The organism is Microvirga sp. BSC39, assembly GCF_000739015.1.
Taxonomy (GTDB): domain Bacteria; phylum Pseudomonadota; class Alphaproteobacteria; order Rhizobiales; family Beijerinckiaceae; genus Microvirga.
Map to the genome: position 1 here is coordinate 1 of NZ_JPUG01000050.1, position 22,712 is coordinate 22,712.

23 protein-coding genes and 1 other RNA gene are annotated in these 22,712 nt (G+C 66.7%); 3 read left to right on the forward strand and 21 right to left on the reverse strand.

Annotated features, from left to right (window positions below):
* The 4 genes from ftsH to pal all read right to left on the reverse strand — a co-directional run.
* Positions 1–1,860 (reverse strand): ATP-dependent zinc metalloprotease FtsH (gene ftsH / locus MA07_RS06420; RefSeq protein WP_036348197.1); only part of this gene is annotated, 1,860 nt, incomplete at its 3' end.
* Between the two features lie 145 nt (positions 1,861–2,005).
* Positions 2,006–3,031, reverse strand: a complete 1,026-nt coding sequence (tilS, locus tag MA07_RS06425; RefSeq protein WP_036348200.1) for a tRNA lysidine(34) synthetase TilS — start codon at positions 3,029–3,031, stop codon at positions 2,006–2,008.
* 26 nt (positions 3,032–3,057) lie between these two features.
* Entirely contained in the window at positions 3,058–4,137 is a 1,080-nt protein-coding gene (ybgF, locus tag MA07_RS06430; RefSeq protein ID WP_348270400.1) for a tol-pal system protein YbgF, read from the reverse strand.
* 22 nt (positions 4,138–4,159) lie between these two features.
* Positions 4,160–4,660 carry a peptidoglycan-associated lipoprotein Pal gene (pal, locus tag MA07_RS06435; RefSeq protein WP_036348206.1) on the reverse strand — a complete coding sequence of 167 codons (501 nt, stop codon included), beginning with the start codon at positions 4,658–4,660 and terminating at the stop codon, positions 4,160–4,162.
* Positions 4,661–4,907: 247 nt separating this feature from the next.
* Between pal and MA07_RS06440 the strand changes: the two genes are divergently transcribed.
* Both MA07_RS06440 and MA07_RS06445 read left to right on the forward strand, forming a co-directional pair.
* The gene (locus MA07_RS06440; RefSeq protein WP_036348209.1) at positions 4,908–6,425 is read left to right on the forward strand and encodes a phospholipase D-like domain-containing protein; all 1,518 of its coding nucleotides are present in this window, start codon (positions 4,908–4,910) and stop codon (positions 6,423–6,425) included.
* A 72-nt stretch (positions 6,426–6,497) separates the two neighbouring features.
* Complete coding sequence (locus MA07_RS06445; protein ID WP_036348213.1) at positions 6,498–7,112, forward strand: HdeD family acid-resistance protein; 615 nt, start codon at positions 6,498–6,500, stop codon at positions 7,110–7,112.
* Positions 7,113–7,150: 38 nt separating this feature from the next.
* Here MA07_RS06445 and tolB read toward each other — a convergent pair whose 3' ends face one another.
* The 17 genes from tolB to MA07_RS06525 form a co-directional block, all read right to left on the reverse strand.
* Positions 7,151–8,485: a Tol-Pal system beta propeller repeat protein TolB gene (gene tolB, locus MA07_RS06450; protein WP_036348216.1), complete on the reverse strand. Its 1,335-nt coding sequence runs from the start codon at positions 8,483–8,485 to the stop codon at positions 7,151–7,153.
* A 28-nt stretch (positions 8,486–8,513) separates the two neighbouring features.
* A complete protein-coding gene (gene tolA, locus MA07_RS06455; protein ID WP_052002890.1) occupies positions 8,514–9,629 on the reverse strand; it encodes a cell envelope integrity protein TolA in 1,116 nt (371 codons plus the stop codon).
* 34 nt (positions 9,630–9,663) lie between these two features.
* A complete protein-coding gene (locus MA07_RS06460; RefSeq protein ID WP_036348222.1) occupies positions 9,664–10,107 on the reverse strand; it encodes a biopolymer transporter ExbD in 444 nt (147 codons plus the stop codon).
* A 12-nt stretch (positions 10,108–10,119) separates the two neighbouring features.
* On the reverse strand, positions 10,120–10,860 hold the full coding sequence (gene tolQ, locus MA07_RS06465; protein WP_036348226.1) for a protein TolQ: 741 nt from the start codon (positions 10,858–10,860) through the stop codon (positions 10,120–10,122).
* A gap of 302 nt (positions 10,861–11,162) precedes the next feature.
* Entirely contained in the window at positions 11,163–11,570 is a 408-nt protein-coding gene (ybgC, locus tag MA07_RS06470; protein ID WP_036348228.1) for a tol-pal system-associated acyl-CoA thioesterase, read from the reverse strand.
* Positions 11,571–11,745: 175 nt separating this feature from the next.
* Entirely contained in the window at positions 11,746–12,792 is a 1,047-nt protein-coding gene (gene ruvB, locus MA07_RS06475) for a Holliday junction branch migration DNA helicase RuvB (protein WP_036348232.1), read from the reverse strand.
* Positions 12,793–12,973: 181 nt separating this feature from the next.
* Entirely contained in the window at positions 12,974–13,591 is a 618-nt protein-coding gene (gene ruvA, locus MA07_RS06480) for a Holliday junction branch migration protein RuvA (RefSeq protein ID WP_036348256.1), read from the reverse strand.
* A 139-nt stretch (positions 13,592–13,730) separates the two neighbouring features.
* A complete protein-coding gene (ruvC, locus tag MA07_RS06485; RefSeq protein ID WP_036348259.1) occupies positions 13,731–14,234 on the reverse strand; it encodes a crossover junction endodeoxyribonuclease RuvC in 504 nt (167 codons plus the stop codon).
* 107 nt (positions 14,235–14,341) lie between these two features.
* Positions 14,342–15,088, reverse strand: a complete 747-nt coding sequence (locus MA07_RS06490) for a YebC/PmpR family DNA-binding transcriptional regulator (protein WP_036348234.1) — start codon at positions 15,086–15,088, stop codon at positions 14,342–14,344.
* A gap of 98 nt (positions 15,089–15,186) precedes the next feature.
* Positions 15,187–16,590, reverse strand: coding sequence for an HD-GYP domain-containing protein (locus MA07_RS06495; protein ID WP_036348236.1), 1,404 nt, complete (start codon positions 16,588–16,590; stop codon positions 15,187–15,189).
* A 57-nt stretch (positions 16,591–16,647) separates the two neighbouring features.
* Positions 16,648–17,343, reverse strand: coding sequence for an exopolysaccharide biosynthesis protein (locus MA07_RS06500; protein WP_036348239.1), 696 nt, complete (start codon positions 17,341–17,343; stop codon positions 16,648–16,650).
* Between the two features lie 123 nt (positions 17,344–17,466).
* Complete coding sequence (locus tag MA07_RS06505; protein ID WP_036348242.1) at positions 17,467–18,288, reverse strand: TIGR00282 family metallophosphoesterase; 822 nt, start codon at positions 18,286–18,288, stop codon at positions 17,467–17,469.
* A 9-nt stretch (positions 18,289–18,297) separates the two neighbouring features.
* On the reverse strand, positions 18,298–18,882 hold the full coding sequence (locus MA07_RS06510; RefSeq protein WP_036348245.1) for a 5-formyltetrahydrofolate cyclo-ligase: 585 nt from the start codon (positions 18,880–18,882) through the stop codon (positions 18,298–18,300).
* A gap of 4 nt (positions 18,883–18,886) precedes the next feature.
* A non-coding RNA gene (gene ssrS / locus MA07_RS28685) (6S RNA) lies at positions 18,887–19,042 on the reverse strand.
* 75 nt (positions 19,043–19,117) lie between these two features.
* Entirely contained in the window at positions 19,118–19,891 is a 774-nt protein-coding gene (locus tag MA07_RS06515; protein ID WP_036348247.1) for an N-acetyltransferase, read from the reverse strand.
* A gap of 64 nt (positions 19,892–19,955) precedes the next feature.
* Entirely contained in the window at positions 19,956–20,339 is a 384-nt protein-coding gene (locus tag MA07_RS06520) for a cell division protein ZapA (RefSeq protein WP_036348250.1), read from the reverse strand.
* A 2-nt stretch (positions 20,340–20,341) separates the two neighbouring features.
* Positions 20,342–20,653 carry a DUF4164 domain-containing protein gene (locus tag MA07_RS06525; protein WP_036348253.1) on the reverse strand — a complete coding sequence of 104 codons (312 nt, stop codon included), beginning with the start codon at positions 20,651–20,653 and terminating at the stop codon, positions 20,342–20,344.
* 241 nt (positions 20,654–20,894) lie between these two features.
* Here MA07_RS06525 and tkt point away from each other — a divergent pair.
* The coding region (gene tkt / locus MA07_RS06530; RefSeq protein ID WP_036348261.1) for a transketolase at positions 20,895–22,712 on the forward strand (1,818 nt) is incomplete at its 3' end.

The window sequence follows — 22,712 nt, forward strand, 5'->3', positions numbered from 1 at the left end:
GGTCGGAACGGCCGACCCGCGGCTCGGGGTGACCGTGTCGCCGGAGTCCCGCACCGGAGGCTGACCGTCGAGGAGGTTGCGGATCTCCTCGCCCGACAGGGTCTCGTACTCCAGAAGGCCGCGGGCCAGGGCCTCAAGCTCGTGCTGCTTCTCGGTGAGAATGCGGCGGGCGTCGTTGAGCCCGTCCTCCACCAGACGGCGAACTTCCGAGTCGATCTTCTGCGAGGTCGCCTCGGAGATGTTCTGCTGGCGGCCCATGGACATGCCGAGGAACACCTCGTCCTGGTTCTCGCCATAGGCAACGGTGCCGAGCTCGGGCGAGAAGCCCCACTTGGTGACCATCATGCGGGCAAGCCGCGTGGCCTGCTCGATGTCCGACTGGGCACCCGACGTGACCTTCTCCTTGCCGAAGATCATTTCCTCGGCGATGCGGCCGCCCATCATGATGGCCAGACGCGAGGTCATCTGCTCGTAGGACATGGACAGCTTGTCCCGCTCAGGCAGCTGCATGACCATGCCAAGCGCACGGCCGCGCGGGATGATGGTGGCCTTGTGGACCGGGTCGGTGGCCGGGACGTTGAGCGCCACCACGGCATGGCCGGCCTCGTGATAGGCGGTCAGGCGCTTCTCGTCGTCGGTCATGACCAGGGTGCGGCGCTCGGCGCCCATCATCACCTTGTCCTTGGCGTCCTCGAACTCGCGCATGGTGACGATGCGCTTGCCGCGGCGAGCCGCCAGGAGAGCCGCCTCGTTGACGAGGTTCATCAGGTCGGCGCCCGAGAAGCCAGGGGTGCCGCGGGCGATCACCTTCAGGTCCACGTCGGGAGCCAGCGGGACCTTGCGCACATGGACGCGCAGGATCTTCTCGCGGCCGACCACGTCCGGGTTCGGCACCACGATCTGGCGGTCGAAGCGGCCGGGGCGCAGGAGCGCCGGATCGAGCACGTCGGGACGGTTGGTGGCCGCGATGATGATCACGCCCTCGTTGGCCTCGAAGCCGTCCATCTCCACGAGGAGCTGGTTGAGGGTCTGCTCACGCTCATCGTTGCCGCCGCCGAGGCCGGCGCCGCGATGGCGGCCGACCGCATCGATCTCGTCGATGAAGATGATGCAGGGCGCGTTCTTCTTGGCCTGCTCGAACATGTCGCGCACGCGGGACGCACCCACGCCGACGAACATCTCGACGAAGTCGGAGCCCGAGATGGTGAAGAACGGCACGTTGGCTTCACCTGCCACGGCTCGCGCCGTCAGGGTCTTACCGGTGCCGGGAGGGCCGACGAGCAGCACGCCGCGCGGGATGCGGCCGCCGAGGCGCTGGAACTTCTGCGGATCGCGCAGGAACTCCACGACCTCCTGCAGGTCTTCCTTGGCTTCGTCGATGCCCGCCACGTCGTCAAAGGTGACGCGGCCATGGGCTTCCGTCAGCAGCTTCGCCTTGGACTTGCCGAAGCCCATGGCCCGGCCGGCGCCGCTCTGCATCTGGCGCGACAGGAACACCCAGGCGCCGATGAAGAGCGCGATGGGCAGAATGTTCATGAGCACCGCGATGAACCACGGGGTCGAATCCGACTGCGGACGGGCGGTGATCTGGACGCCCTTCTGCTGCAGCTTCGTGACCAGCATCGGGTCGCTCGGCGCATAGGTCGTGAAGGTGCGGCCATCCGTGTAGGTGCCGCTGATCTCAGGGCCGGAGATGACGACGCTGGTGATGCGGCCGGCATCGGCCTCGCTGAGGAGCTGGCTGTAGGCGATGTCGCTGCCGCCGCCCCGTTGACCGGGGCTCTGGAAGAGGGTCACGAGCGCCAGCACCAGGAGGAAGATAACCACCCACAGGGCGAAGTTGCGGAAATTTGAATTCATCTGATCAGGTTCTGCCCCAGAGGGAGAGAAAGCGAGAGGAGGTCTCCCCGCGCGGCTAAACTCAATGTAGGCATACCGTCCCGCCTTGCCAAGGGAATGCGGCGTGCATGCGGCATCATCCGATAGCCTGAGTCAGGAGATTCGGCTAACGGCCCCGGTGGCGTGGCGGTTCCGGCCCGACGGACACCCGCCCGGCCTGGGTCAAGCGCAGGTGTGCGCCCGCGATGGTAAGGCTGAGCGCCTCCCCTGCCCCGGCGGCCTGCCGCAGGCGCTCCGTGCAGGCCTCGAGCCGGTGAAGCCGGCTGTTGTCCAGATCCAGGCCGGCCTCGCCTAAGGCCAGCTCCAGCACCCGCAGGGCGATGTCGAAGGGCTCGTCCGTCAGGATTTTCGCCTGGAAGGACAGGATTCCGGCCTCGATGAATGGCTCCCCCCGGTCGAATGCCTCCCGGGCCTTGGCGTCGAGGGCCTCATCGGCCTGGGCGGCTCTCTCCGCAAAGCGGGCCAGCCGCTCGGCTGTAAGCCCTTCCGCGGCAAGGAGAGGCATCAGCCTGCGCCAGCGGACGCGGGCATAGCGCTCGTCCGCGTTCGACGGATCGGTGACGAAGCGCCAGCCTTGATGCCGGCAGTGATCGAGAAGATGTGACTTGGGAAGGCCAAGGAGCGGCCGCACGTGGCGGATACCCCGCCGGTCCGTGTCCCGGCGCATGCCGGCAAGGCCCGACAGTCCTGAGCCGCGCGCAAGGCGCATCATCAGCGTTTCGGCCTGATCGTCGAGGGTGTGGGCGGTGACGAGGTGGGAGGCTGCCATCTCGCGGGCGTGATCGACGAGAAGGCGGTAGCGCGCCTCGCGGGCGGCCTCCTGGATGCCGGTTGCGGGCTTTTCCCCGGTCCAGAGCAGCGTCCGGTGCGGGAGACCTAAAAGAGCGGCTTCCCGTGCCACGAAGGCGGCCTCGTCGGCGGCCTCGGGCCGCAACCCATGATCGACGGTTGCGACATGGATGGGGGGGCGGCGCTTGAGCGACGCCCAGCGGGCGAGGCCATGCATCAGTGCCATGGAGTCCGGCCCGCCCGACACGGCGATGAGAATGCCGGAGGCCTGGGTCAGGGAGGAAAAAAGACGCTCGAGCCCTTCATCCGAGAGCGGATCGTCGGGGGTCGAGATCGGGGCCACGGTATAGGGCCTGGCAGGTCAGCGGATCAGCTGCACTTGATCCGCTTCTGCTCGCGCTCGGAGGCTTGGCGGACGGGGGCGGAGGCCTGCGGATACTTGCGGTCCAGTTCGGAGAAGACCGCGCAGGCGCGGTCCTTGGCGCCAAGGCCGTTCAGGGAGATGCCGAGCCGCAGCAGGGCGTCGGGCGCCTTGGCCGCGTCCGGGTGCTCGGCCGAGACGTTCAGGAACTGCTCGGCGGCCTCGCGGTAGCGGCTGCGCATGAGATAGGTCTCGCCCAGCCAGAAGGTGGCTTCCGGCACGAGCTTGTCGCGGGGGTTGGATTGCAGGAAGCGACGAAAGCTCATTTCGGCCTGATCGTACTGCTTCTGCGTGAAGGACGCGTAGGCCGTATCGAAATCCGACCGGGGATTGCCGACGCTCGTCGCCGCCACGCTGGGTCCCGGGCGCTCGCTGATGGCGCCCTGAGGCAGGCTTGTCTGGACATCGGCATGCTGGTCGAGCGGGGCGCCCTCGGGGTCGTCCTGCTCGATCAGCTCGCCGATCCCGGCAAGCTGCCCGCCGGGAAGCGGCATCGGACGGCCGGCATCGGCTTGGGCGAGCGGCGCGGACGGCGGGGTCGAGCCGAGCGGATGGGGTGCGCCGGGAGCGCCCGGCGCCTCGGACGGGTCGAACACGTCGCTGCGGCGCTGCGGCTGGGCCGGTGCCGGCTGCGCCGGGGGCTGGGCCGGACGCGAAGGCGTCGCGGTGGACGGTGCGGGAGCGGGCCTGGAGCCGCTGCCACCACGCCCCTCCTGGAACCGGAACTCCACGTCCTCCTGGAACTTGCGTAGCTGTTCCTTCAGCTGGCGATTCTCGTACTGGAGCTGCTCCATCTGGCCGGACATCTGCCGGAACTGGCTCTCGAGCCGGTTCAGGCGCACGATCGCATCGGCTGCATCCTGCGCGGCGGCAGGGGAAACCGAAGTGGCGGCCAAAGCCAGGGCAAAGGCGAAAAAGACAAACAGGCGTCGCAACATGCTGGGAATACCGTAAGGATCCTCGACGGAGGGGCCGATAACACAAAAGCGCCGCCACGGCGAGAATGTGGCGGCGCTCTGCGATTTCACGAAACGTGAACCTGATGGGGCTTTATGCCCCGGCGCCGCCGCCGAGCACCGTCACCGCGCGCCGGTTCTGCGACCAGCAGGAGATGTCGTTGCAGACCGCCACCGGGCGCTCCTTGCCGTAGGACACGGTGCGGAAGCGGTTGCCCGGGATGCCGCGGGAGATCAGGTAGTCGCGGACGACCTGGGAGCGGCGGGCGGAGAGCGAGAAGTTGTACTCGCGGGTGCCGCGCTCGTCCGCATGGCCTTCGAGGATGAAGGTGTATTGCGGGTAGCGCTGCAGCCACTGGGCCTGCTTGTCGAGGGTGGCCACCGCCGTGGGGGTCAGGTCCGTCGAGTCGGTCTCGAAGAACACGCGGTCGCCGACGTTGACGACAAAGTCCTGGGCGCTGCCGGGGGTGGCTGCGCCACCGGCCCCGAAGCCACCGGCTCCGCCAGCCATCTCATCTTTGTTGGACGAACACGCCGCCGCCCCGAGGGCGAGGACAAGTGCAGCGGCGAATTTGACGGCGCGCAACGTCATCATTGGCAATACTCCTTACACATACGTTTGCCGAACGTTGTGTCTTTCATATCGGGAGGATGGTTAAGGGAGGGTTCCGTCAACCGTGAGGAGAGGCCCCGGATCAAGGTGAATCATGGCCAAGTTGTGGAAGTTGGGCTTAGGGTTAACAGGGCGTAAATGATAGGTGGTATGCGCCGTCGGCATGCTCCGCTGGATCCTGAATCAAGCTAGGCTGCTGCCGATTGCGCGTCTCACGCGTTGAGAGGTCATGAATATCGTGACGACCCCGCCCGGCACCCTCGGCCAGCCCTACCGCAAGGCTCTCGACGATCTGCGTCTGGAGCGGGCTTTCGCGCGCATCGCCGACAGCGACCTGCGGCACGGCAATGCGGTGTCGCTGCTCAAGGACTCGCGGGAGAACTACCCGGCCTGGCTGGAGGCGATTCGCTCGGCGCAGTCGGTTATTCACTTCGAGAACTTCATCATCGCCGACGACGAGAGCGGCCGGGAATTCGCCGATGCCCTGATGGAGCGGGCTCTCGCCGGCGTGCGGGTGCGGGTGCTTTACGATTGGCTCGGCTCCTCCGCCCGCGCCCTGCCGGCCTACTGGCGGCGTATGCGCGAGGCCGGGGTCCAGGCCAAGGTCTTCAACCCGCCCCGGCTGACGGACCCGTTCTGGATCCGCCGCGACCACCGCAAGCTCATCACGGTCGACGGGCGCATCGGCTTCGTCTCGGGGCTCTGCGTTTCGGATAACTGGGTCGGCAAGGACGGCCTTGAGCCGTGGCGCGACACGGGGATCTCCGTGCAAGGCCCGCTGGTGGCGGATCTCGATGCCGCTTTCGCCGAGAGCTGGTCGCTTGCCGGCATGCGGGCGATCCCGAAATCCGAGCTGCCCCATGCGGACCTGATCCCGCCGGCAGGCTCCGTCGCGGCCCGGCTCATCAGCGGCGAGCCCGGCATGTTCCGCACCTACCGGGTCGATCAGTTCATCGCCGCCACCGCGCAGCGCAACCTCTGGCTCACGGACGCCTATTTCGTGGCCACGACCTCTTACGTGCAGGCGCTGGGCGAAGCCGCGCGGGACGGCGTCGACGTACGCCTCCTTGTGCCCGGATCGAGCGACGTGCCGGCGCTGCAGCCCGTGGTGCGGGCGGGCTACCGCTCCCTGATCGAGGCGGGTGTGCGCGTGTTCGAATGGAACGGCACCATGCTCCACGCCAAGACCGCCGTGGCGGACGGGCGCTGGGCCAGGGTAGGCTCCACCAACCTCAACCTGGCGAGCTGGGCCACCAACTGGGAGCTCGACGTGGTGGTCGAGGATACGGGTTTCGCCGAGGCCATGGAGGCGATGTACCTGGAGGATCTCGCCAACGCGACCGAGATCGTTCCCGGCTGGCAGTCCCGCCGGCGTCAGGCGAGGAACATGCGCTCCCGGCGCGGCCACCGCTACATGAAGGGCGGCGTGCGCAGGCTCGCCGCCGGCGCCCTGGCGCTCTCAAGCACCGTGAGCAAGGCAGTCGGGTCCGGATCGCGCTCGCTTACCGCCACCGAGGCGCGCAGCATCGCCATCATCGGCTCCGCGCTCCTGGCCCTCGCTGCCCTGATCACGTTCTTCCCGGTCCTCATCATCTCGCCGGTGGTGATCGTCCTGGTGTGGCTCGGCCTTGCGCTCCTCATTCGCGCCTTCCGTCTCAAGCGCCGCGTGCGCCTGCGGCGCCGCAAGCTCGCGCTGCGGCGAAGGCTTGCCAAGGCCCGGGAGGACGAGGCCTCTCCAGGGGAATAAACGAAACCGGCGGCCAAGCTTGGCGTTGATATCGCGCGGGGCCAACGCAGCCCGACTGGCGAGGAGATCCCCATGGCATCAGGCACCTCCGGTTCACCCCATTCCCTCGACCGCATCCAGGCCATGAGTTCGCTCCTGGCGCAGAACTGGTGGGCCATGGCCCTGCGCGGCGTCTTCGCCATCGTGTTCGCGCTCATCGCCTTCTTCTCCCCGGGCGCGACGATCCTGTCCCTCGTGCTGTTCTTCTCGGCCTACATGCTGGTCGATGGCGTGATCGGCATCGTGTCCGGGATCAGGGCCGCGTCCAACAATCAGCGCTGGGGCCTGCTGATCCTTGAGGGCATCCTCAACATCCTGGTCGGCATCATCGCGTTCATCATGCCCGGCCTGACGGTCCTGTTCTTCGTGACCCTGGTGGCCGTGTGGTCGCTGATCACGGGCGTTCTCATGATCGTCGCCGCCTTCAAGCTCAATCCCGAATACGGGCGCGGCTGGCTCATCTTCAGCGGGATCGTGTCGGTGCTGTTCGGCATCGCGCTCCTGATCGCCCCGCTGGTCGGCGCCGTGGTGCTGACCTGGTGGCTCGGCGCCTATGCGCTCGTCTTCGGCATCGGCCTTCTGGTGCTCGCCTTCAAGCTGAAGGGCCGCAGAGACAACAGCAGCGGCACAGCCTCGCTGCGGGCCTGAATGAAAAAAGGGCGCCTGAGGCGCCCTTTGTTTCTCGATCAGTTGCTCTGCCGGCTCTCGCTCAGCAGCGGCGACCAGGTCGGGTCGGACGCAAAGGACGGGGTCGGGACGGGCTGCTCGACGCGGCCGGTGATGTCGACCATGTAGAGCTTGCCGCCGGCCTGACCGCCCGGATCGCGGAAGAACAGGATGTACTGGCCGTTGGGCGCCCAGGTCGGGCTCTCGTTGTGGAAGCCTTCCGTGAGGATGCGCTCGCCCGAACCATCCGGCTTCATGATGCCGATGGCGAAGCCGCCCGCGCGCTGCTTGGTGAAGGCGATGTAGTCGCCGCGCGGCGACCACGCCGGCTGCGAATAGGAGCCGTCGCCGAAGGAGATGCGGCGCTGGTCCGATCCGTCCACGTTCATGGAATAGATCTGCTGCTTGCCGCCGCGATCGCTCTCGAACACGATCTGCTTCCCGTCCGGCGAGAAGGACGGCGAGGTGTCGATGGCTGCGGTCGAGGTCAGGCGCGTGGTGGCCTGCGAGCCGAGATTCATCATGAAGATGTTGGCATTGCCGCCCTGCTGCAGGCTCATGACGATGCGGCTTCCCTCGGGTCCGAAGCGCGGCGAGGACGCCATGTCGGGGAAGTTGCCGAGCACCTGACGCGAGCCGGTCTCGAGGTTGATCACCTGCACGCGCGGCTGCTGGCCCTCAGTCTGGGACATGTAGGTGATGTCCTGCGTGGCCGGCGAATAGCGCGGCGCCACCACGGACGTGTCGCCTTGCGTTAGGTAGCGCACGTTGGCGCCGTCCTGATCCATGATGGCGAGGCGCTTGCGGCGGTTCTCCTTCGGGCCCGATTCATCGACGAACACGATGCGCGTGTCAAAGAAGCCGCCGAAGCCCGTGATCTTGGTGTAGACCGCATCCGAGATGATGTGGCCGACGCGGCGCCAGAAATTGGCGTCCGTCACGTACTGCTGGCCGGTGAGCTGCTGGCCCGTCTCGATGTCCCACAGGCGGAACTCGGCGCGAAGCCGCCCCGACGGATCGCGCGAGACGCGCCCCGTGACGAGCGCCTGGGCGCCCGCCGCCTTCCAGGCATCGAAACGCGGGGCGGCATCGAACGACGGACGCTCGGGAAAGCGCGCCTTGTCGAGGGGCGCGAAATACCCTGAGCGCTGCAGGTTGTTGCTGATGATGCCCGACACCCGCTGCCCCATGTCGCCTTCGCCGGAGAAGTCGGCAACGGCGATGGGCATGGGCTGGAACTGCCCGCCGGGGCCGACGCGGAACGAGAGCTGCGCCTGGGCTGCAGGAACGAGCACCGCCATCGGCAGGACGACGGCCAGCGCGATGAGAAGACGGGAGATAAGGCGATTGATCATGGGATGCAGTCTCAAGCTTTGATGGGCTTTAAGAGAGAGGAGGATCGAACTGGACGTTCAGGACCTTCCAGTCCGTGTAATAGGGCGCGAATTTCGCCGGGATCTCGAACTGGCGACATTTGCGGATGGCCCTGACGGCCGCATCCGCCACCGCTCGGTCGGTCGATGTGCTCCCGGCCTGCAGGACGCGCGGTTCGGTGCTGAGCGAACCGTCCTGATTCAGGCGGATGTCGAGAACCGGCGCCGTGACCTGTCCCCCGGATGCCGCGATGGGTGCGCTGTAGCAGCGCTCGATCTGCGACACGAGAATGCCGATGAGGGCATCGCGCAGGCTGGGCGAGAGTTTCGCGGCCGATCCTGTCGCGGTGCCGAGCGAGGCGGTCTTCTGCACCTCCGCGCCGGTCGCGCCGGTGGACTGGCTCTTTTCCTTGCTGTCGAGGAACTGCTTCAGGTCGCCCATGTCGAGCTTCTTGGCGACCTGGGCCTCCTTGCGCGCCTTGGCCTCGGCCTCTTCCTTGGCCTTGGCTTCCGCGAGCTTCTTCGCCTCGGCTTCCGCCTTTGCCTTCGCGTCCGCCTCGGCCTTCGCCTTGGCTTCGGCAACCTTCTTGGCTTCGGCCTCCGCCTTGGCTTTCGCCTCGGCCTGCGCCTTTGCCTTGGCCTCTGCCTCGACCTTGGCCAGCTCTGCGGCCTTGGCCTTCTCGATGGCCTCGGCTTCGGCCTTCTCGCGCAGCTGCTTTTCCTCCGCGGCCTTGGCCTCGGCGGCTTTGTCTTCCTGCGAGCGGGTCGGCGGCGCGGGCGGCGGAGGCTGGGCGGCGACCGGCTCTTCCTTGTCGGCGACCTTCATCTCGGCCGGGCGCTTCGGCGGTGCCGGCGCATCGCGCTTGTCCTCACCGGGATCCTTGAGCTCGGTCTTGTCGGCGACGCGCTCGGCGCGGGGCTTGGGCTGCGGTGTCTTGGCGTTGGTCTCGCCCTTGGTGATCTGGGAGAGCTGGGCATCGGTGATGACCTCGACCGGGATGCCTTCCTGCGCCTCGGGAAATTCGGCGACCGACGACAGACCGATCATGGCAGCCGTCAGCAACGCCGCATGCGCGACGCCCGAGACCCAGAAGCCCGGCTCGGAAGTGCTGAATTTCAGCTTCAACGCCACGTGTGTTTGCCCCTTGCTCTCAATCGGTTCAGCGCTGGTCGATCTCGGTCACGAGGGCGACGCGCTTGTAGCCGGCCGTGGTCACGATCGACATCACCTGGGCGACGCGCCCGTAGTCGACCTTCTTGTCGCCGCGCACGAAGACCCGCTCGTCGAAGCCCGCCTTGGACACCTCAGCGAGCTTGCCGACGATGGCCTCGTCCGTCAGTTCCGCCTCGCCGAGGAAGACCTGGCCGTTGGCCTTGATCGACAGGGTCACCGGCGTCGAATCGGAATTGAGCGGCGCGGCCTTGGTCTGCGGAAGGTCGAGCGGCACGCCCGCCGTCATCATGGGGGCCGCCACCATGAAGATGATGAGCAGCACCAGCATGACGTCGATGAACGGCGTCATGTTGATCTCGTTGATCACGCCCGCCTGCCGGGAGCGCCTGCGGCGGCGTCCGCCTCCTGCCGATCCTGCCATCATGGCCATGCCGGATCTCCTTTAAGCCGCGTTGGCGGGGGAGCGGCCGGCGTGGCCGATGCGCTCGTCCACCTGACGGGACAGGATGGCCGAGAACTCGTCGGCGAAGCCCTCGAGCCGCGACTGCAGCTTGCCCACTTCCGAGTTCAGCTTGTTGTAGGCAAGCACCGCCGGAATGGCCGCGAACAACCCGATGGCGGTGGCGAACAGCGCCTCGGCGATGCCCGGCGCCACGACCGCAAGGCTGGTGTTCTTGGAGGCGGCAATCGACGTGAAGGAATTCATGATGCCCACCACCGTGCCGAAGAGGCCGATATAGGGACCGGCCGAGCCGATGGAGGCCAGCACCGTCAGGCGCGCATTGAGCCGCTCCACCTCGCGCTGGATGGTCACGTCGAGCACCTTGTCGATGCGCTGCGGCAGGGATTGGAACGAGCGTCCCGAGCCCTCGAAGGAGCGCTTCCACTCCCGCATGGCGGCGACGAACACGGCAGCCAGGCCCGTGGCCGGGCGGCTCTGGAGGTTGCGGTAGAGCTCCTCCAGGGACTGGCCGGACCAGAACACGTCCTCGAACCGGTCCATGGCGCGCTTGGTGCGGCCGTAGAGCAGCGTCTTGTCCACGATGATGGCCCAGCACCAGACGGAGGCCGCCAGCAGTCCGATCATCACGAGCTTGACGATGAAATGGGCCTGCCAGAACAGGCCAAAGAAGGACAGGTCGTGGGCCACAGGAGCGGCCTGGGCCACATCAGCCGGATTCATGAATCTCGTCCTCGCTCTTCGAGCAGCCTTGGGTTGCCCCAAGGCCCACCGCAGATTGGTCTCAAGAAAATCTGTTCTTGTATTACTGCTCGTTCGCCCCCGAATCTGTCGAAAATAAGGGCAGCGGGCAGATGAGCCTCAGATCATCCCTGACCGTACCCTGTTAGGCACAGAGTAAGGTTAAGGTCTGGTTTAAGTGCGGCTGCGGCGAGGCGGAATCGCCTGAAATTGATATGAAATTCTGGCTGCTATGCTTTTGGAGCAGGGCTTATGCCGTTGCTGTCCTTAGGGCAGATGAAGGCCTATTGGCCAGCGCTCAGAGCCGCCCGCAGCTCGTCCGGGATCCGCACGGCCCGCCCTCCCCGGACGGCCGCGACCATGACATCGGCCGTGACCAGGACCTCGTCGCCGCGCCGGATCTCCTGGGCCAGCGTCATCGACGCGCCGCGCATCTCCTTGGGGCGCGTCACGATGGTGAGCACGTCGTCCATGACGGCGCCGCCCAGAAAATCGATGCTCATCTTGCGGACCACGAAGGCGAGGCCGTCCATGCTCGCGTGAAGATCGGACTGCGCCACCTCGACGGCCCGCAGCAGCTCCGTGCGTCCCCGCTCCATGAAGCGGAGATAGCTCGCGTGATAGACGCGGGCGGAGAAATCCGTGTCCTCGTAGTAGACGCGGATCGGCAGGACGTGCGCGCCATCCTGCATGAATCCCGAGAGGTAGGGATAGCCCCCACCCTCCCCTTGAGGGGGAGGGTCGGAGCGCGTCAGCGCTCCGGGGTGGGGTGGCAGCGCAGGGTTCGGAGATGTCGCGCTACTCATCCCCTCCCGCGCCTCCGGCGCGACCTCCCCCCTCAAGGGGGAGGTGGTGGCGTCGCGCCGCTCACTCATCCGCATCACCGCCGAACAGCCCGAACTGTGCCGCGGTCTCGCGGGTCGGCTCCGGGATGCCGAGGTGCTTGAAGGCGTGGGGCGTCAGCATGCGCCCGCGCGGGGTGCGCTGCACGAAGCCCTTCTGGATCAGATAAGGCTCGATGATGTCCTCGATGGCGTCGCGCGGCTCGGACAGGGCTGCCGCGATGGTCTCGATGCCGACCGGGCCGCCGCCGAAGGAGTTGGCCACCAGGGTCAGATACTTGCGGTCCATGAGGTCGAGGCCGATGGGGTCCACGTCGAGGAGGCGCAGGGACCGGTCGGCGAGATCGCGGGAAACGGTCTGCACGCCCTCCACGATGGCGAAATCCCGCACCCGGCGCAGGAGGCGGCCGGCGATGCGCGGCGTGCCGCGGGAGCGCCGCGCAATCTCGTTGGCGCCCTCCTCGCTCATGCCTAAGCCCAGCACCCGGGCGCCGCGGCGCACGATCAGCTCAAGCTCGTCGACGGTGTAGAACTCGAGCCGGATCGGGATGCCGAAGCGGTCACGCAAGGGGGTGGTGAGCAGGCCCGCCCGGGTGGTGGCGCCGACCAGGGTGAATTTCGGCAGCTCGATCTTCACCGAACGGGCGGCCGGGCCCTCGCCGATGATGAGGTCGAGCTGGTAATCCTCCATGGCCGGATAGAGGATTTCCTCCACGGCCGGGTTGAGGCGGTGGATCTCGTCGATGAAGAGCACGTCGCGCTCTTCGAGGTTGGTGAGCTGGGCCGCCAGATCGCCGGCCTTGGCAATCACCGGGCCGGAGGTCGAGCGGAAATTGACCCCGAGCTCACGGGCGACGATCTGGGCCAGCGTGGTCTTGCCGAGACCCGGAGGACCGACGAAGAGCACGTGGTCGAGGGCATCGCCCCTCGCCTTGGCAGCATTGATGAAGATCTGGAGATTGGCCCGCGCGGCCTTCTGGCCCGTGAAATCGTCGAGCGAGAGCGGCCGGATCGACGCATCGACATCGTCCTCGCGCTTTTCGGGGCTGATCAGGCGGCGTGAATCGGTCAAAGAGGCTTACCTTCCAAAGGCTTCATATAGGCGTTTTGCGTGTCATACGCCATCTTTAACAGGATCAAAACAGGAACGCCTGCGGGACGAACGAGAACTTTCTTGTCGCTCTCAGCGAGAGAGGGGAATCCACACACGGAGCCCCTTCCCGGCCTTACAGGCTGCTGGGAGTGCCGGAGGTCTATCGCGCCAACTCCCGCAGTCCGAGCCGGATCAGCGTCTTCGCCTCGGCCTCGTCGCCGGCCTGCTTCATGGCGGCGGCGACGGCTGCGGAGGCCTGGACCTGAGGATAGCCGAGATTGACGAGCGCCGAGATGGCGTCCGCCACGGGGCGCGGGGCGCTGTTGTCCTCGACGGCTCCGGTAAGACGGATCAGGGCGGGATCCACAGGGGCAAAGGCCGGGGCCTTGTCCTTGAGTTCGGAGACGATGCGCTGGGCGAGCTTGGGACCCACGCCTGGGCCGCGGGCCACCGAGGCCTTGTCGCCGGTGGCGATGGCGGTCGCGAGGGTGCCCGGGTCGAGCACCGACAGGATGCCGAGCGCCACCTTGGAGCCTACGCCCTGGACGCTCTGGAGCAGGCGGAACCACTCGCGCTCGGAATCCGACCGGAAGCCGAAGAGGCGGATCATGTCCTCGCGCACATGGGTCTCGATGGAGAGCACCGCCGCCTCGCCGGTGGGCGGCAGGTTCTGGAGGGTGCGGGAGGAGCAGTGGACCACGTAGCCGACCCCGTGCACATCGAGGATCACGAAATCCTCGCCGTAGGAATCCACCGTGCCTTTGAGTTTGCCGATCACGTTCTCATCCCCTCCACCGTCATCCCCACGCAGGCGGGGATCCATAACCGCTGACGGTTCTCATGCTGCACTGTCAGTGTTTATGGATTCCGGGCTCGGCTATGCCGCCCCGGAATGACAGTGGTTGTTCTGTAACACCCTAATAGCTCGCCGCCAAAGCACGCGCTTTCCGCTGATGGGCGTGGGCAATGGCGATGGCGAGCGCGTCGGCGGCGTCGGCCTTCTTGAAGTCGGCCTTGGGCAGGAGGATCTTGATCATGGCCTGCACCTGGTTCTTATCGGCATGGCCGACGCCCACCACGGTCTTCTTCACCTGGTTGGCGCCGTATTCCGCCACCGGCAGGCCATGGAGGGCCGGAACCAGCAGGGACATGGCGCGAGCCTGCCCGAGCTTGAGGGTCGCCTGGGCGTCCTTGTTGACGAAGGTCTCCTCCACCGACACCTCGTCCGGCGTCCAGGTCCGGATCACGTCCGTGATCCGGTCGTGGAGCTGCTTGAGGCGAAGCGCCAGTTCGAGGTCTCCGTCCGAGGTCACGACCCCGCAGGCAACGAAGGACAGCTTCGTCCCCTCGACCGTGATGACGCCCCAGCCGGTGTTGCGCAGGCCGGGGTCGAGGCCGAGGATTCGGACGCGTTCGCTCAAGGCTTGTTTCTCCCCCGTCATGCCCGGGCTTGTCCCGGGTATCCACGTCTTCTTACCACGCAAAGACGTGGATGGCCGGATCAAGTCCGGCCATGACGAACGGATTGTTACCCGGCCATCTTCTGCATGAGCGCGTCGGAGAGCTCGAAGTTGCCGTAGACGTTCTGGACGTCGTCGTGCTCCTCCAGCGATTCCATCAGCTTCATCAGCTTCTCGCCGGTCTCGTCATCCACCGCGACAGGGGTCTGGGGCTTCCAGACGAGCTTCGACGCCTTGGGCTCGCCGAACTTGTCCTCCAGCGCCTTGGTCACCTCGTTGAGATTGCCCTGGTCGCAATAGACCTCATGGCCGTTCTCGCCAGAAGCCACGTCGTCGGCGCCCGCATCGATGGCGGCCTCCAGCATGGCGTCGGCATCGGCCACATCGGGGCCGAACTCGATGTAGCCGACCCGGTCGAACATGAAGGAGACCGCGCCGGTCTCGGCGAGGTTGCCGCCGCTCTTGGTGAAGTAGGAACGGATGTCGGAGGCGGTGCGGTTGCGGTTGTCGGTCATGGCCTCGACGATGATGGCCGCACCCCCGGGGCCATAGCCTTCGTAGCGGATCTCGTCGTAGTTCTCCGCATCACCCCCGGAGGCCTTGTTGATGGCGCGCTGGATGTTGTCCTTGGGCATGTTCTCGGCGCGGGCGGCGAGGATCGCGGCGCGCAGGCGCGGGTTCATGGCGGGATCGGGCAGGCCCATCTTGGCCGCCACGGTGATTTCGCGGGCGAGCTTGGAAAACACCTTGGACCGCACCGCGTCCACCTTGCCCTTGCGGTGCATGATATTCTTGAACTGTGAATGCCCGGCCATGGGGGCCTCCGGATTTTCGGCCGAGAGCCGCCTCATGGGGAGGCGCCCGTCAGGCCGGAGAAGTTGACGATGGCCCGCTTATAAGGCGGCGAAGGGCATCAGGCAAAGCCCCTTTGGCCTTCCCCGCCCTCGATCCGGTCCAGGGCCCGCCGGAGCGCCCCCACGCAGGCCGGGTCGAAGGCCGTCCCGGTCTCCGCTTCCAGAATCCCCATGGCCTTCGCGACCGGCATGGCGGCGCGGTAGGGGCGATCCGCCGTCAGGGCGTCGAACACATCGGCCACCGAGATGATCCGGGTCTCCCGGCCGATCTCCTCCCCGGCGAGCCCCCTGGGATAGCCCCTGCCGTCGAGGCGCTCGTGATGGGCGCCGCCTATGCGGGCGAGGTCCTCGAAGGCGCCGATCCGTGACAGGATGGTCTCGCTGTAGAGGGCGTGATGGCGCATGGCGGACATTTCCGCGTCGTCCAGCTTGCCGGGCTTGTCGAGGATCTCGTTGCTGACCCCGAGCTTGCCGATGTCGTGGAGCAGGGCTGCCCGCCGCAGGCGCCGCCGTCCCGCCTCGTCGAACCCCAACTCGCCAGCGATCAGATCGGCGAAGAACGCGACCCGGTCGCTGTGGCCGCTCGTATAAGGGCTCTTGGAATCCACCACCCGGGCGAAGGCCGCCGCGATGTCGTCGAGGTAGTCCTCGTCGGCGATCTCGATGCGCTGGGCCGGTTCCAGGGCGAAGATCGCCGTCTCCACGTCGTCGGATCCGAGAATCTCCCAGAAGGAACGGCTCCGGGCGACGTTCTCGAAGGCCTCGACGATATGAGGGTCGAACCATGTTCCCGCCCGCGCCAGCACTTCCCGCCGGGAGGCCGCCTCCCCGGCGCTGGTGTGGAAGACGTCCACCACCTGGGCCAGAAGCGCGATGCGCGAATAGACCGGGATCTCGGCCCCGGCGATCCCGAGCGGCTTGCCGCCGCCGTTCCAGTGCTCGTCGAGAGACTGAATGCCCTGCGCGACGCCTTCGGGAAAACGCAGCTGACGGGCGATCTCGGCGCCGCGCTGGCAGCGGGTCTCGATGAGGTCGCGGGCGAGCTCGCCACCGTTCTGGACCACGTTGACCACCGCCCGGAAGCGCTCCGCCAGCCCGGCCTTGAGCCCGGTATGGGACAGCACGAACCTCAGGATCTGCGGGAGCCGGTTGCCGACGGTCTTGAAGTCCCGTTTGAAGGAGAGATCGTCGGTCAGGTAGAGCTGGCAGATGCGGGCCGCGTTGCTGCTGCAGCCGAGATCCTTCAGGAGGAGCGTGTAGTAGAGCTCCCAGAGGGAAGCCTCGCTCAGGCCTAGCTCCCGCCCCACATGAACCCCGATCCAGCAGACCCGCACGCAATGCCCGGCGGGCTGGCCCTCGGTCAGGTCGAGGGCATGGCTCAGGGCTCCCAGCACCTCCGACAGGCGGACAGCCTGGATTCCTTCGGCAGACGCCCTGCTCCATTCCCGTGATTGTACGCCCACCTGTTGCCCCTTGCTTCCCTTAGGGCAGACTAGGCCGAAGCGCTTAAGAGATCGTGCCTAGAAGCCGAGCCAGCCCGGCAGGTTCTGAATGGCCGCCAGGATCAGGTGGTAGGAGGCGCCCAGGATCGTCACCGTATAGGCGAGCCCCGCCAGGCCGATGAGATAGCCGACGAGGAGCAGATAGCCGTCCTCCTCCATCACGGCGATGGACGCGATGACGAGGGCGATGGAAGGCGGGAAGTTGGTGCCCGGGAACGGGATCAGGACCGACAGCGCCACCAGGAAGGCGAAGAGCCCCACCACCCGGTCGCCCAAGGGGCCGAAGAGCTGGAGCAGCCGGGGCTTGCAGTAGCTCTCGAGCTTCTGGAGCTTGGGCTCCGCGATGTCGATGAGGCGCTTGAATTTCGCCACGGAGACCGTCTGGCGCAGGATGAAGCCCGGCAGCCAGGGGCGCTTGTGGCCCAGCATCATCTGGATGCCGAAGATGAGCACGGGGGTGCCGACGATGCCGGCGACCCCGGGGACGTTCGGCACGCAATTGGGCAGGGAGAACAGGATCAGCACGAAGCCGAAGGCGCGCTCGCCGAAGGCCTCGATGATCTCCCGGATCGAGATCGTCTCGCCCTTGGCCTCGTCGATCACGGCACGCAGGACGGCCGATGCGCTCTGGTGCTCGTGCGCCCGGTGGAACTCGCTCTCCTGACGATAAACGTTGATCTTGCCAGTCTTGGTCGTCTTCGCGTCTGCGTCCACCGGTATCCTCCGTGACGGGACAGATGGGAACGGCGACGCTCCACGCCAAGGGAGCATCACCCTCTCCCCTTAGCGGGAGAGGGTGGCGAACGCAGGTGAGCCGGGAGAGGGAAGATCCCGCGCTCAGTCCCAGAAGCGGGGCCAGGTCTCTTCCAGGTTCGGCCCGAGGCGAACCGCCGCCACGCGCTTGGCCAGGCCGGTGCGGTCGTCGGTCTCGACCGCGATGCCCGAGAGCGTACCCTCGCCCAGGGCCGGCTCCATGCGGGCGCCGGGGGTCTTCTGGATGAAGCGGCGGATCGATTCTTCCTTCTGCATGCCGAGAACGGAATCGTAGTCGCCGCACATGCCCGCATCGGACATGTAGGCGGTGCCGCCTTGCAGCACCCGGTGATCGGCCGTGGGCACGTGGGTGTGGGTGCCGACCACGAGGCTCGCCCGCCCGTCGAAATAATGGCCCATGGCCTCCTTCTCGCTGGTCGCCTCCGCATGCACGTCGATGATGACGGCATCGGCCACCTGACCCATGGGGCAGGTCTCCAGTTCCCGGTCGACAGCCGCGAAAGGATCGTCGAGCGGGTCCATGTAGAGGCGGCCCATGACGTTGACCACGAGGACCCGGTGGCCGGAGCGGGTGTCGATGAGGTTGGCGCCCCGCCCCGGCGTGCCGGGCGGGTAGTTCACGGGCCGCAGGAGCCGCGGCTGGCGCTCGATGAACACCAGCGTCTCGCGCTGGTCCCAGGAATGGTTGCCGAGCGTGATCGCATCGGCGCCGGCGGCCAGGATCTCGTCGCAGATCGCCTCGTTGATGCCGAAGCCCCCGGCAGAGTTCTCGCCGTTGATGACTACGCAATCGAGCCGCCAACGGTCGCGAAGGCCGGGCAGGCGCTCGATCACCGCGTTGCGGCCAGGCCGCCCGACGATGTCGCCGAGAAAGAGAAGGCGCATGATGGACCTTTAAGCGGATTTCGTCCGAATGAGTTCGGCTTCGGTGATGATAACGTCGAGCATCCGGTCATGGGATTCGACCGGCACCTCGTCGATCTCCTGAACCGCATAAGCCAGGCCGATGGTCAAGGTGGGATGCTGTTCTTCGAGCGCCGCGATGGCCCGATCGAAATGGCCCTTGCCGTAGCCGATGCGCCCTCCCCGGCGGTCGAAGGCCACGAGAGGCACGAGCAGCGCCTTGGGGAAAACCTCCGGCGCATCGGGTCCGGGCTCGCGCACGCCGAAGCCGCCTTTGATCAGCACGTCGCCGGGCTGCCAGAGGCGCCAGCTCAAATGGGGATGGAGGATCTGCGAGAGGGCCACATCCTGCCCGCGTTCGAGCAGCGCCTCCATGAGCGGGCGCGGATCGACCTCGGTGCGGATCGGCCAGTAGCCGCCCACCGGCGTCACGCCTTGGAGATTGGGAAGGTCGAGGGCCTGGGCCATGATGCGCTGCGCCGCATCGTGCCGGAACTCTTTGTCGAGCCCGTCGCGACGGGCGAACCCTTCGCCGCGAAGCCGCTCTTTCAGTTCGGGAGGGGGGAGAGATGTCATCAGGTGCGGAGCCACGAAAGCCGTCGGAGAAGCGATCCCGGGAACCTACAAAGTAGGTGGGCGCCGTATGTTCCGGTCCACGGACCGGGCAGGGACAGCTCCCGTTGGGATCGATAAGGCCCCGGGGAATATGAACTCCTAACGCACCCCGCAGCCCCGCCTTCCCTATGTAGGGATTGGGACGCGCCGGGGGAAGGGGAAAGTTCTGGAAATCAGCAAGGAACGAACCGTACTATCAGACCTCCCGGCGTCGGTAATGATAGCGATAGACCTCACGGTCGAAGCCCAGGTCCCGGTACAAGGCTCTCGCGGGAGCGTTGTCCGCCACCACCGCCAGGCAGGCTCCTGCAGCGCCCTGGCGCTCCTTGGCCCAGGCGAGCACGGCGAGCACGACCTTTCGCCCCAGGCCCTGCCGCCGGAAGGCGGGATCGGTCACGACGGAGTTCACGCAGACGAGCCCATCGTGAACCGCCCCATAGGCCAAGGCGCCCAGGCGCCCGTCGTTGCTTCGAACGGCTGCGAAGACGGCCGGAACCGACAGGCTCTCCAGGATTCTGCGATGCGTGATCTGCGCAGCCTCGCTCTGCCCGTGGAGGCGCGCCAGGGTGTTCAGCCAGGCCTCCCCCGGGAATCCTTCCTCCAGGACGGCATCGGCAGCCGGCTCGAGCGGGGCCTCGGAAAAATCCATGAACAGGACGCAGCTTTCATCCTCGGGCGGACCGTAGCCTCTGCGGTCGAGAGCATGGCTTAAGGCAGGATCGGCATGGGCGGGAATGCAGAAGATCGTGGGCTGCCCATGGGCGGCGAAGACAGTCTCGCAGTACCGGATCTTGTGATCGAGCGGCAAAGTGCCGGCCGATAGCAGATTCACGGAGTTCGTCCGTCGCGTATAGCCGTCCGCCAGACGGATCAGCCAGCCGTCGAAAACGACGTCGCGTAGGGACGGCCAGCCGTTCAGGCAGGCTTCCTCCACCCGTTTTGCAAGTTGAGCATCCGAGAGGGAATTCATCCTCGGATGAGAGCAGAACACCCGTGCCGTCGCAACAGGATTACCTGGAAGATCGCCTGAAAGATCACCTGGAACCCGCCTCGGCCTGCCCTGCCCCGTTGAGGCTGCGGGCCAGTTCCTCGATGTGCTCGGCTGCCCGCTGGATGCCTCCGGCGAGCTTTGCCTCGATCTGTTCGAGGCGCTCGTCCCGATAGATATGGACGCTGTTGAGCATCGCCACTTCCTCGGCAAGCGCCGTGATCTGCTTTCTTGCTTCGTGCAGCTCGTCGGCCTGGGAGACCGCCGCCATCACATGGAGGCGCAGGTCGTCGACCTGCCCGAAGGTGGCGCGCATCTCCTCGATCCGGGCGTTGTAGGAGGCCGCCAGCCCTTCGAGGTGCCGCTCCTCGCCCTCGGCGCAGGCGATCCGGTAGGTTCTGCCGGCAATGGTCACCGTCACCTGGGACATGCCTAGCCTTCCTCAGGTTCGAACTGCCCGGCCGTGGCCGGTTGGCCGGCCTGGGCCAGAACGGTCTCGACGGCCCCGATGGCTTGGCGGACCCGCCGGCTCACGTCGTCGGTGGCGGCCTCGAAGCGGTGCAGGCGGGTGAGGGCTCCGTCGAGTTCCACCGCCAGGCGGGAGCGATCATCCTGCATGAGCTGAAGCTCGGTCTCCAGGCCTCCACGCTTTCTGTCAGCCTCCAGGCGCCGGGATACGGACGCTTCGAGCAGGCCTAGGGCCATGTCGAGCCGCTTCATCGCTTCGTCGAGTGTGGGCGCCATCATGCCTCCGGGAATCGAGGGTGAGACTAGCGCATCGTGCGGAAAAGTGGACCCGGTATTCCGCCCCGAACGACGTACTCTTTAGAAAAGAAGGATCGGACCCACGGGCCTTGGGGAGCAACGGTCCGGAAGGGGATTACGCCCCTTCGAGCCTTTGACTCCCCCCTGCCCCGTGATAAGGAGCCCGGGCCTTTTCCAGACAGCCGCCCCGTTGCGGGGCCTCAGACTTGTGGATCTCGCCGTGCAAGATACCGTCTCCGCCGATCGCGTCACCCATTCCGATCTGGCGAACGCCGTGCGCGTCCTCGCCATGGACGCCGTCGAAACAGCCAAATCCGGCCACCCGGGCCTGCCCATGGGCGCCGCCGACATCGCCACGGTGCTGTTCACCAAGTTCCTGAAATACGATGCCGCCGACCCAACCTGGCCCGACCGCGACCGGTTCATCCTGTCGGCCGGCCACGGCTCGATGCTGCTCTATTCGCTCCTGCACCTCACCGGCGTGAAGGGCATGACGATCGAGGAGCTGAAGAACTTCCGCAAGCTCGATTCCAAGACCCCGGGGCATCCTGAGAACTTCATGACGCCGGGCGTCGAGACCACCACCGGGCCGCTCGGCCAGGGCATCGCCACGGCGGTCGGCTTCGCGCTCGCCGAGCGCATGCTGAACGCCGAATACGGCAACGACCTCGTCGACCACCACACCTACGTGCTCGCCTCCGACGGCGACCTGATGGAAGGCATCAGCCATGAGGCCATCGCGCTCGCCGGCCACCTGAAGCTGAACCGCATGATCGTCCTATGGGACGACAACGAGATCTCCATCGACGGTCCCCTGTCGCTCTCCGATTCCGTCGATCAGGTCAAGCGCTTCCAGGCCTGCGGCTGGAACGCCGTGCGCGTGGACGGCCATGACGAGAAGGCGATCCAGCGCGCCATCTCCCGGGCCCAGAAGTCGGACCGCCCGACGCTCATCGCCTGCAAGACCACCATCGGCTACGGCGCCCCGAAGAAGGCCGGCACGTCCAAGGCTCACGGTGAGCCGCTCGGCGCCGAGGAGCTGGCCGGCGCCAAAGCCGCCTACGGCTGGAGCCATGAGCCTTTCGTGATTCCGGACAACATCCGCACCGCCTGGGCCAAGGCCGGCAAGAAGGGCAGCCGCCAGCGCAAGGCCTGGACCGAGCGCCTGAAGGCCCTGCCGCAAGAAAAGCGCGCCGAGTTCGAGCGCCGCGTGAAGGGCGTGCGCCCGCAAGGGCTGGCCGACGCCGTCGCCAGGCTGAAGGACCGGCTCGTGGCCGAGCCGCAGAATGTGGCCACCCGCAAGGCGAGCGAGATCGCCCTCGAGGTGATCACCGAGGCCGTGCCGGAGCTGGTGCTGGGCTCGGCGGATCTCACGCCCTCCAACAACACCAAGACCAGGAACCTCAACGCCATCTCGCCCGGCAACTATGCCGGCCGCTACATCCATTACGGCATCCGCGAGCACGGCATGGCGGCGGCCATGAACGGCATCGCGCTCCACGGCGGCTACGTGCCGGCGGGCGCGACCTTCCTGGTCTTCACCGATTATGCCCGCCCGGCCATGCGCATCGCGGCACTCGCCGGCATTCCGGCCGTCTACGTGATGACCCACGACTCGATCGGCCTCGGCGAGGACGGCCCGACCCACCAGCCGGTGGAGCATCTGGCGGCCCTGCGCTCCATGCCGAAGATGCGGGTGTTCCGCCCGGCGGACGCGGTCGAGACCGCCGAGTGCTGGCAGATGGCGCTCGAGCGCACGGACGGCCCGTCGACCCTGGCGCTGACCCGCCAGAACCTGCCGCAGGTGCGGAAAGTAGGCGGGGCTGAGAACCTCTCGGCCACCGGCGCCTATGAGCTGTCGCCGGCCAACGGAAAGGCCCGCGCCACCCTCTTCGCCTCGGGGTCCGAGGTGGAGATCGCCCTGGCGGCCCAGAAGCTTCTGGATGAACAAAGCTTCGCCGTACGCGTTGTATCGGTGCCCTCGCTCGACCTGTTCCTCGCCCAGCCCGAAAAAGTCCGCGCCCAGATCATCGGCGAT

Bases quoted from the DNA above. Each gene is read 5' to 3' on its own strand.
- MA07_RS06510 (WP_036348245.1), bottom strand. From the start codon at position 18,882: ATGACATCTCTCCCCCCTCCCGAACTGAAAGAGCGGCTTCGCGGCGAA.
- MA07_RS06460 (WP_036348222.1), bottom strand. From the start codon at position 10,107: ATGGCCATGATGGCAGGATCGGCAGGAGGCGGACGCCGCCGCAGGCGC.
- tolB (WP_036348216.1), bottom strand. From the start codon at position 8,485: ATGATCAATCGCCTTATCTCCCGTCTTCTCATCGCGCTGGCCGTCGTC.
- MA07_RS06440 (WP_036348209.1), top strand. From the start codon at position 4,908: ATGAATATCGTGACGACCCCGCCCGGCACCCTCGGCCAGCCCTACCGC.
- MA07_RS06445 (WP_036348213.1), top strand. From the start codon at position 6,498: ATGGCATCAGGCACCTCCGGTTCACCCCATTCCCTCGACCGCATCCAG.
- MA07_RS06490 (WP_036348234.1), bottom strand. From the start codon at position 15,088: ATGGCCGGGCATTCACAGTTCAAGAATATCATGCACCGCAAGGGCAAG.
- MA07_RS06525 (WP_036348253.1), bottom strand. From the start codon at position 20,653: ATGGCGCCCACACTCGACGAAGCGATGAAGCGGCTCGACATGGCCCTA.
- tolQ (WP_036348226.1), bottom strand. From the start codon at position 10,860: ATGAATCCGGCTGATGTGGCCCAGGCCGCTCCTGTGGCCCACGACCTG.
- MA07_RS06520 (WP_036348250.1), bottom strand. From the start codon at position 20,339: ATGTCCCAGGTGACGGTGACCATTGCCGGCAGAACCTACCGGATCGCC.
- MA07_RS06505 (WP_036348242.1), bottom strand. From the start codon at position 18,288: ATGCGCCTTCTCTTTCTCGGCGACATCGTCGGGCGGCCTGGCCGCAAC.
- pal (WP_036348206.1), bottom strand. From the start codon at position 4,660: ATGATGACGTTGCGCGCCGTCAAATTCGCCGCTGCACTTGTCCTCGCC.
- MA07_RS06515 (WP_036348247.1), bottom strand. From the start codon at position 19,891: ATGAATTCCCTCTCGGATGCTCAACTTGCAAAACGGGTGGAGGAAGCC.
- ybgC (WP_036348228.1), bottom strand. From the start codon at position 11,570: ATGCAGGATGGCGCGCACGTCCTGCCGATCCGCGTCTACTACGAGGAC.